The following is an 8,634-nucleotide window of genomic DNA, read 5'->3' on the forward strand; positions in this document are numbered from 1 at the left end:
GCGGCGATGCGGATCTGCCGCGCCAGCGGGCCCGCCTGCCAGGGCCGGCTTCCGCGCGCAGCCTCGGCCATCGCGCCAAGATCGGCGCGCCAGGGCGGCCCCTGGCTCCCGGCGATCTCGACCACCAGGCCAGTGGCGGCGGACCAGCTGCCCGGCTCGATGGAAGCCGCCCCGCCGCCGGCCCCGCGCAGCAGCATGATGCCCGTCGTCTCGCCCCGCCGCAGCGCCGGAGCCGCCAGGGCCAGCACGGCGAAGCGCGCCGAGCCGTCCGGGTGCCGCGTCGCGACATCGACCTGCAGCGGCAACGGCGCACCGCCGACTCGCCGCGCGACGAGGCCGGCGCCGCGTGGCAGGTCGCCGGGCCGGAAGGCCTGGCCGAAGACCGTGATGGTGCCCTCGGGGGCGCCGGTGCCGCGCAGCACGAGGCCGACCACCTCCTCAGGCGCGGTGGCGCAGGGCGGAGGTGGCGCAGCGACGGCGCCGGCACCCTGCGCCCTTGCGCGGGAGCCCGCCCCAAGGGCGGCCATGCCGAGCGCCGCGGCGGCGATCCGCGCGCTCTCGCGCCGGCTCCAGCGCGGCGACGTCATCGCCGGTGCTCCAGGACGCGCCGGAACAACGTCAGCTGGCCCTCGGTGGTGGGACCCCAGCCGAAGCCCTCGGCGTGGCGACGCGTCGCCGCTCGGTCCGGCGGTTCGGCGAGCAGGCGGCGCACGCCCGCCGCAATCGCCCCGGGCGTCACGCCATCGAGCACCAGGCCGGCCTCCGGCGTGCAGATCGCCTCGGCGCTCCCCCAGGCAGGGCCGGCCAGGGCCGGCGTGCCGCAGGCCATCGCCTCGAGCAGGACATTCGCCCATCCTTCGCGCAACGATGCCAGCACCAGCGCATCGGCCGCACCGTAGAGCCGCGCCAGCGCCGCATGCGGCTGCGGGCCGAGCAGCCGCACCCGGTCGGCCACCCCGAGCCGCCTGGCCAGCGCGTCGAGCGCGGCGCGCTCCGGTCCCTCCCCCGCCACGAGCAGGGTGCAGCCCGGCAGGTCCGGCAGCGCCGCGATAATCTGGTCGTGCCCCTTGCGCGCGATCAGCAGCCCGACCGAGAGCAGCACCGGACCCTCGAGGCCGAGTTCCGCCCGCAGCGCCGCGCGATCGGCGGGCGGGCGGAAGGTCTCGAGGTCCACGCCGTTGCGCAGCACCGTGACGCGGGCGGGGTCCGCGCCGAGATCGACCAGCCCCTCGCGGAGCCCCTGGCTCACGGCGATCAGGGCATCCGCGCCGGCGATGACCTCGCCGATGAGGCGCCGCGGCAGCCGGTAGCGCGGCAGCAGGCTGGTGTCGGAGCCGCGCGCGGTGACCACCAGCGGCAGGCCGAATTCGCGTGCGAGCCACAGCGCGGCGACACCGTCCGGGTACAGGTAGTGGGCATCGATGGCATCGAAGCGCCGCCCGTCCCGCAGCAGCCCGAGCACCGCCGCGCGCGCGGCGCGGTGCAGCATCCAGGGCCCGCTGAGCATGCCCAGGCGTGGCAGTGCGAGGTAGCGCGGGTGATGCACGGTAAGTCCGTGGCGCTGCTCGCGCGCCGGAACGCCGGCGTAGCGGCTCCATTCGCCGAAGATGGACGAGGCCGCGGGGAACCAGGGAACGGGGGCCACCACCTCGCTCTGCGCCGCACCGCTCGCGACGAGGTGGCGCAGCCGGTTCTCGACGAAGACGCCATGGTTGGGCTGGCGCGCATTGGGGTAGAGCGTGGTGAGGGTCAGCAGGCGAAGCACCCGCGCGTCGGCCGCGGGCTCCCGAGCGGGCTGCACCCTGGCGTCATCCACCGACGTCTCGCCCGACATGGCGCCTCCTGGCCGGCGGGCCTCGCGCGCCCGACGAACCCCCGCATCCTGGACCTTCCGGTGAAGCAAGGGAACGGTCATCCGGGCCTGCGCCGCAGCCTTGCCTTGCGATCGGCGCGCGCGCCCCGCATGCTTCGCGCGGGCTTCGCAGACGAGTGGCGGTGCCGAGCGAAGGCGCGGGCCTGAGCGTGTGCCTTCAGCCGTCGGTGCGCCGACAGGGCCGCGATGCAGCGGCATCAGGGGCGGAGATGGGCGTGAAGTCGTTGGTCAAGTCGTTGCTGTACGCGGCGGGCCTCGCCCGACTGTGGCACCGCTGGCGCAATCATGCCGCGCTGACCGTGGTGATGTTCCACCGCGTGCTGCCACCGGAGGACTCGCGCTTCGCCGGTGCCAATCCGACCTATACGGTCACGCCCGGCGAATTGGACCGTTACCTGGGCTTCTTCCGTCGCTTCTACAGCGTCGTCTCGCTCGGCGATGTCGAGCGGGCAGCCGAGGGCGCGGCGCTCCCGCCCTGCCCGCTGTTGATCACATTCGACGACGGCTGGCAGGACAATGCGGAATATGCCCTGCCGGTGCTGCGCGCACACGGGATGCCGGCCGTGCTGTTCGTTGCGACGGGCCATGTGGGCCGCGAGGACGGCTTCTGGCAGGAGGAGGTGTTCGACCGCATCGCCGCAGGCGCACCGCAGGACGACGGGTGGCGCGCCGCCGACGCCGCGGTGGCAGAACTGCAGGCTCTTCCCGCCGGGGAACGCGCCAGGCGGATCACCGCCCTGGCGCCGCGTGCGCTGCCACGCCGCATGGCGGATGCGCAGGAGTTGCGCGAGATGCAGCAGGGCGGGATCAGCATCGGCGGCCATGGAGAATCGCACGAACCGCTCACCGCGGTGCCCGACGCGTCCGCCGAATTCCTGCGCTGCCGCGAGCGGCTGGCCGAGCTCGGCCTCGGTGGCGCCCGGCCGGCCTTCTCCTTTCCGCATGGACGTTGGACGCCGCGGTTGGTGGAGGCGGCGCGGGCGGCAGGCTTCGGGCTGTGCTTCACAAGCGAGGCGGAACTCACGCCGGTCCGCGCCTTGCGCCCGGATGCCGCGATCGGGCGCGTGGCGATCGGCGCGCGGCAGGCGGGGCGCGCCGATATTCCCGGCCTCGCCTTCTCGTTGCTCACGCGCGCGCACACCGCGCCGACATGACCCGGCGCGCCGCAGATGGGCTCGAGGCCCGCGTCAAGTTGCCGTCGGAACTCGAGGAGGACGAGATCGCCGCGTGGCTCAGCTTCATGGCGGCAACGCCGGGCCTCGGACGGGCCTTCCTGTCGCCGGGCTTTGCCCGCGCCTGTGAAGCAGCGCAGGGCGGCGTGCGCGTCGCGGTGGTGCGCGACGTGGCAGGGATCTGCGGCTTCCTGGCCTTCCGCTTCCGCAACCCATGGCATGCGGCACTGGGCGCGGCTGAAGGGATCGGAGGCGGGCTCGCCGACCATGCCGGGTTCGTGGCGCGCGCAGGGTGCCAGATCGCGCCAGCGCTGCTGCTGCGCCTGTGCGGCCTCGGGTCGTTGTTCCTGCGCCAGGTCTCTCCCGGCCAGGCGGCATTCGGCCTGGCCTCGGAGCCGGCCGGGATCGGGCACCTGATCGACCTCTCGGCGGGGCCGGCAGCTTATTTCGAGGCTCTGGCCGGCCGCGACCGCGCCTTCGTCCTCGATACGGAGCGCCGTGCGCGCAGGATCGAGAAGGAGTTCGGCGCGATGCGGCACGTCGCGACACCGGACCCGCCCGCCGAGGCGGTGGAGGAGGTGATCGCAGCGAAGCGCATGCAGTACGGACGGACCGGCGTCGGCGATCCGCTGGCGCGACCGGAGGCACGCCGGTTGCTGCTGTTGCTCGCACGGCAGGGGGCACCGGATTGCCGGCTGGTGCTGGGCAGCCTCAGCGCCGGCGGGCGTGTGCTGGCGAGCCATCTCGGCCTGATGCACCGGGGAACGCTGAGCTACTGGTTCCCGGTGTATGACCCCGCTGTGCGCCAGGTTTCGCCGGGGCGCATGCTGCTGTGGCACACGATCCGCGACGCCGCGGCGTCGGGGATCACGCTGATCGATCGCGGCGGTGGCGATACGCAGGCGAAGCGGGACTTCTCGACCGGGACGGTGCGCTTCGGCGTCGCGCACTACACGCTGCGTGGCCCGCGGGCGCGGCTTGCGCATCTGGCGCAGGCGCTGGCCTGGAGGATGGGCGGCTGACGGGCGGCGTCTCGGTGGTGATTCCCGCGCGCAATGCCGCGCAGACGCTCGCGCGTGCGATCGCCTCCGCCCTCGCGCAGACGGTCCGCCCGCTCGAGATCATCGTAGTCGACGACGCCAGCAGCGACGCGACGGAGGCGGTGGCGCGCGACGCCGGCGGCGCGCTGCTGCACATGATCCGCCTGCCGGAACGCCAGGGCGCGGCAGCCGCGCGCAACCATGCCATCCGCGCCGCGCAAGGCGAGTTCATCGCCTTCCTCGATGCCGACGACACCTGGGAGCCGGTCAAGACCGAGCGCCAGATGGCGCTCATCGCAGCACACCCCGCCATGACGTTCTGCTCGTGCCGCGCGCGGCACGTCGGCCAGGACGGCCGTCTGCTCGGACCGATCCATGGCGGCGTGCCTGTGGCGACGGGTGCAGAGGCGTGGCGGGCGCTGCTGGCGCAGAACTTCATCGCCACGCCCTGCGTGCTGGCGCGCCGAACGGCCGTCCTGGAGGTCGGGGGCTTCGACCCTGCGCTGCCGGTGGCAGAGGACCAGGATCTCTGGATCCGCCTGGCGCTGGCCGGCGAAGTCGGCTTCGTCGACGAGGTGCTGGTCACGGTGCAGGACCGGCCCGGGAGCCTGTCGCTGGAGTATGCGGCGCAAGGTGCCGAGGTGACGCTGGCGATGGTGCTCGGGCATATCGAGCGGCAGGCGGCGCATCTCACGCGTGCGGAGCGGCGCCGCGCCCTAGGCGCGAGGTACGGCTGGGCCGGCCGGCGCTTGTACCGCGGGGGGCAGAGGCGAAAGGGAATGCGCTGCCTGCTTCGTGCCATCGTGAACGGGCACGAGGTTGCCGCGAATCTCTGGTACCTCGTGACCGCTGCGCCGGGAATGTCGTGGGTGAAGAGACGGTTTGCCATCGGTGTCTGAATGGCGGCCCGATGGCCGGTCCTCAAAATAGGGGAAGAATGTAGTATTTTCGCCACAGCAGCGGGCCCGTCTCATGAGGGGCTTGCCGCCTGGCGCCTGCGCATGGAGCGCCGCCCGTCGAACCTGGCACCGGGAATCGACAAGCATCGGTAGGCACGCGCTCGAGGCGGCCCAACTAATGGTTGTAAGTCTCCGCCGCCAGCACGCGCACCGGGTGCCTGGCATACGCGCGGGATGGCGCCGCGGAACGGGCCTCGGCGCCATCCGGCACGAGTTCAGAGGCCAGAGAAGCCAACCGCAACGCCACGAGAATTCGTTCCATTTTTTTGATGATTGCTTCACTTCGCGTCAACACTGTTGACTCATGAAGGATGTGTTGACACCCATGGGACAACCATTGGTGGAGCTTTCAGTGTCTGGTACCATTTCACTGCCTCAGTTCGCGCCCCTGCCGGTGGGTGGCGTCGCGAGCCTTCGTCTGGAGAATGCGGGTCAGGGCACGCTGTCCGGCGGCGTCACGACCTTCGGTCAGGTGTTCCAGGCCGGGCAGCTGCCGGCGGGCGCCGGGCTGGTTGCGACGATCGATGGCCAACCCGCCATGTTGCAACTCGACGTCCTGTCGACCTACGCCGACGGCTCCGTGAAGACCGCCGTCGTCTCGGTGCAGCGGCCCGACCTTGCGGCCGGCGCCGTGGCCGATCTCGTCTTGATGCGGGGCAGCGCGCCGCTCGGCCAGGTGATCGACCTCGCAGCCGCGACACTCGGCCATCAGGTCAGCGTCGACATCGTCACTTCCGGCGGCACCACCTCGATCGACGTGCTCGCGGCGCTGCGCGACGCGCTGGCAGACGGTAGTGCCTCAGTCTGGCAGTCCGGCGCGCTCGCCAGCCAGGCGAGGGTCGAGGTGGCCCTGCAGGGTTCGCAGCGGCTGGTCTTCGATGTCACGGCCTTCCGCGGCGGCGGGATCGAGGTCGAGGCGCAGTTCAACAACGACCGCGCCATGGAGGCGATCGGTGGGCGCGTTGCCTATACGGCCGTCGTTCGGATGGACGGGCAGGAAGTGGCGCGCGAGGCAGTCGATCAGGCACAGTACCAGAACTGGCATCGCACCTTCTCCTCCAATGGGCTCGATGGCGGTCAGGGACTCGGTGATCCGTCCACCGGCTGGCTGAACATCCAGCAAGATGCACGCCTCCTCGAGGCGACCGGCGCCATCTCACCCTACAATTTCGAGCAGGGCGTCTCGGAGGCCAAGCTTGCCGATTGGTTCGCCGCCACCCAGCAGGCGGGCTGGGGCGGCGTGCTCGCGACCAATGGCGTGACGCAGTACATGCCGATGGTCGGCGGACGCGAGGACATCGGCGTCACGACGGCCGCCAATACGGCGTGGATCCTGACACAGGACGCACGCGCCGCTGCCTACGCGATGGGCCAGGCGGAGACTGCCGGCGCAGTACCCTGGAACTTCTGGGATGCGGCGAACGACACCTGGCTCAATACGGACGCCTATCCGCGCCTGTGGTCAGATCCTCGTGGCGGCACCGGCCGGCCAGGCGATCCGACGTCGGGCGGGCTGACCCAGCAGACACCGACAGACACCGGCTGGACGCCGGAGACGGCCCATCATCCGAGCCTGTCCTTCATCCCCTACCTGCTCACCGGGGAACGCTGGATCCTCGACAACCTGAACGCCGAGGCAAGCTGGTCGGTGATGGCGTCCTACCCGGTGCTGCGGCAGGACGGGCAGGATCTTCTCGTCAGTGGCGGCCAGGTGCGGGCCGGCGCATGGACGCTGCGCGAGGTCCAGGCAGCCGCCTTCGCGAACCCCGACGGCTCGCGCGAGAAGGCCTTCTTCCAGAGCGCCGTGGATTCGAACTGGTCGTGGCTCGTGCAGCAGATCCCGACCTGGACGGCGCAGCAGGGCGAGGCATATGGCTGGGTGCCTGGCGACTACCAGGGTGCCGGCGCGACCGCGCCCTGGCAGCAGGATTACCTGGCGTCGATCACCATCATGGCGGCACGGCACGGCAATGCCGACGCCCTCACCTTCCTGCGCTGGCAGGAGAACTTCCTGGTCGGCCGCTTCAATGCGGCCGACCAGGGCCTGCCAATATCCGACGGCGCAGTCTACCGGCTCGCGGTCTTCGATCCGACGACCGGTGTACCCTACAAGACCTGGGAGGATATCGCCGCCGCGACTGCCGCACAAGGCTGGTCGTTCAACGGCGTCTTCCAGGACCTAAACTACGCGCAGCTGGCCCTCGCCACGCTTGCCGGCATCTATGAGGTCACCGGCTCCCTCGCCGCCGCGGATACCTTCTGGAAGGTTGCAGCCGAAGCCCCGGCCGCGTTCGGCTACTACGCCACCTACCCAACCAACGCCTTCGCCCCGCCACCCGGCGGCGGCCTGCCCATGACCGCCGGTGCGGCCAGCACGATGCTCACCGGCGGCGGCGGCGCCGACACGCTCGCCGGTAGCGATGGCAACGATACGCTGGTCGGCCTGGGCGGCAATGACAGCATCCAGGGAGGGTCCGGCAATGACAGCCTGGTCGGCGGCTCCGGCGCGGATACGCTGATCGGCGGGATCGGCAACGACACGCTGGATGGTGCAGAGGATGTCGATCTTGCTCATCTTAGCGGCACGCAATCTGACTACCGTTTCGCCTTGGACGGTAGTGTGCTGATCGTGACGGGGCCTGACGGCACGGACAGGCTTTCGAACATCGAGGCGTTGAGCTTTGGCGGCGCCGCGCCCGTGCTGCTGACGCCTTTACTGGCCAATAATCAAATTGAAGAATTGGTTACCACATACACGAACGGTGTACTTAGCCGAGTAATGCCCGATATCTACTCCGGCTCCGTCTCCTGGCTTGAATACGCGATGCTCGGAGGGTCTATGGATGATGTGGTGATTGGCACATCGCGCAATGATTTCTTCAATCTCATGGGCGGCGATGACGCAGCCAATGGCGCAGCCGGGGACGACGTGCTCGACGGCGGCACGGGCTCGAACTTCCTCACGGGCGGAGTAGGGCGGGACGACTTCTTTCTTGATGGCCGCGGTGGCACGACCACTTGGGCGACGATCACTGACTGGCAGGCCGGCGAGCGGCTCTCTGTGTGGGGATGGCGTCCTGGTGTCAGCCGAGTTCAGTGGATGGACGATGCCGGTGCGCCTGGCTGGACTGGTGTAACGATGCACGGTGATCTGGACGGCAACGGAATTATTGACACCTCGGTGACCTGGACCGGCCTAATGCGGCAGCAATTACCGTCACCATTGGAGTTTGACGGGCTGCTTTGGTTTACGTGAACTGTCCACGTAGAAGCAGGCGGTACGCATCACGTAAGCCAGAGCAAGCCCTCTGATCAGAGCCCAAAAATGCCCAACATATACTGTCATTGGGCGGCGGCGGGTCAATGCTGGGTCGTCCGTCTCGCGGATCTTGCTTCTGTCCGTGGTCTGCGCGGTGGCAGCCACATGAGGCGGTCCGATGCGAAGGAAGGGCCGATCTCCAAAGGAGAGCTCTGCGAAACCTGCGTGATCGGCTGATGAAGATGTGGCGGTGTCCTGGAAGCGGCCTTGGGGGTCGTCTTCGAGCCCGCCGGTCGTGCGGTGGGCGCACCTCTCCCGTCAGGCGAGTAGC

5 protein-coding genes and 1 pseudogene are annotated in these 8,634 nt (G+C 70.2%); 4 read left to right on the forward strand and 2 right to left on the reverse strand.

Annotated features, from left to right (window positions below):
* Both HW578_RS18720 and HW578_RS18725 read right to left on the reverse strand, forming a co-directional pair.
* Nucleotides 1-587: pseudogene (locus HW578_RS18720) on the reverse strand (hypothetical protein); the annotation flags it as partial.
* A complete protein-coding gene (locus HW578_RS18725; protein WP_198372231.1) occupies nucleotides 584-1,834 on the reverse strand; it encodes a glycosyltransferase in 1,251 nt (416 codons plus the stop codon). The pseudogene HW578_RS18720 and the gene HW578_RS18725, both read right to left, overlap by 4 nt.
* Nucleotides 1,835-2,088: 254 nt before the next feature.
* Here HW578_RS18725 and HW578_RS18730 point away from each other — a divergent pair, with 254 nt between their 5' ends.
* From HW578_RS18730 to HW578_RS18745, 4 genes are all read left to right on the forward strand, one after another.
* Nucleotides 2,089-3,027 (forward strand): polysaccharide deacetylase family protein, encoded by a 939-nt coding sequence (locus HW578_RS18730; RefSeq protein ID WP_198372232.1) that lies wholly within the window; start codon nucleotides 2,089-2,091, stop codon nucleotides 3,025-3,027.
* Nucleotides 3,024-4,067 carry a GNAT family N-acetyltransferase gene (locus HW578_RS18735; protein ID WP_198372233.1) on the forward strand — a complete coding sequence of 348 codons (1,044 nt, stop codon included), beginning with the start codon at nucleotides 3,024-3,026 and terminating at the stop codon, nucleotides 4,065-4,067. The genes HW578_RS18730 and HW578_RS18735 overlap by 4 nt, the downstream gene beginning before the upstream one ends.
* Before the next feature lie 14 nt (nucleotides 4,068-4,081).
* Complete coding sequence (locus tag HW578_RS18740) at nucleotides 4,082-4,984, forward strand: glycosyltransferase family 2 protein (protein WP_198372234.1); 903 nt, start codon at nucleotides 4,082-4,084, stop codon at nucleotides 4,982-4,984.
* 385 nt (nucleotides 4,985-5,369) lie between these two features.
* Complete coding sequence (locus HW578_RS18745; RefSeq protein WP_232479106.1) at nucleotides 5,370-8,300, forward strand: calcium-binding protein; 2,931 nt, start codon at nucleotides 5,370-5,372, stop codon at nucleotides 8,298-8,300.
* The last annotated feature ends 334 nt before the right edge of the window (nucleotides 8,301-8,634 follow it).

Origin of the sequence: Roseomonas rosulenta (genome assembly GCF_016106005.1) — a bacterium.
Classification (GTDB): domain Bacteria; phylum Pseudomonadota; class Alphaproteobacteria; order Acetobacterales; family Acetobacteraceae; genus Neoroseomonas; species Neoroseomonas rosulenta.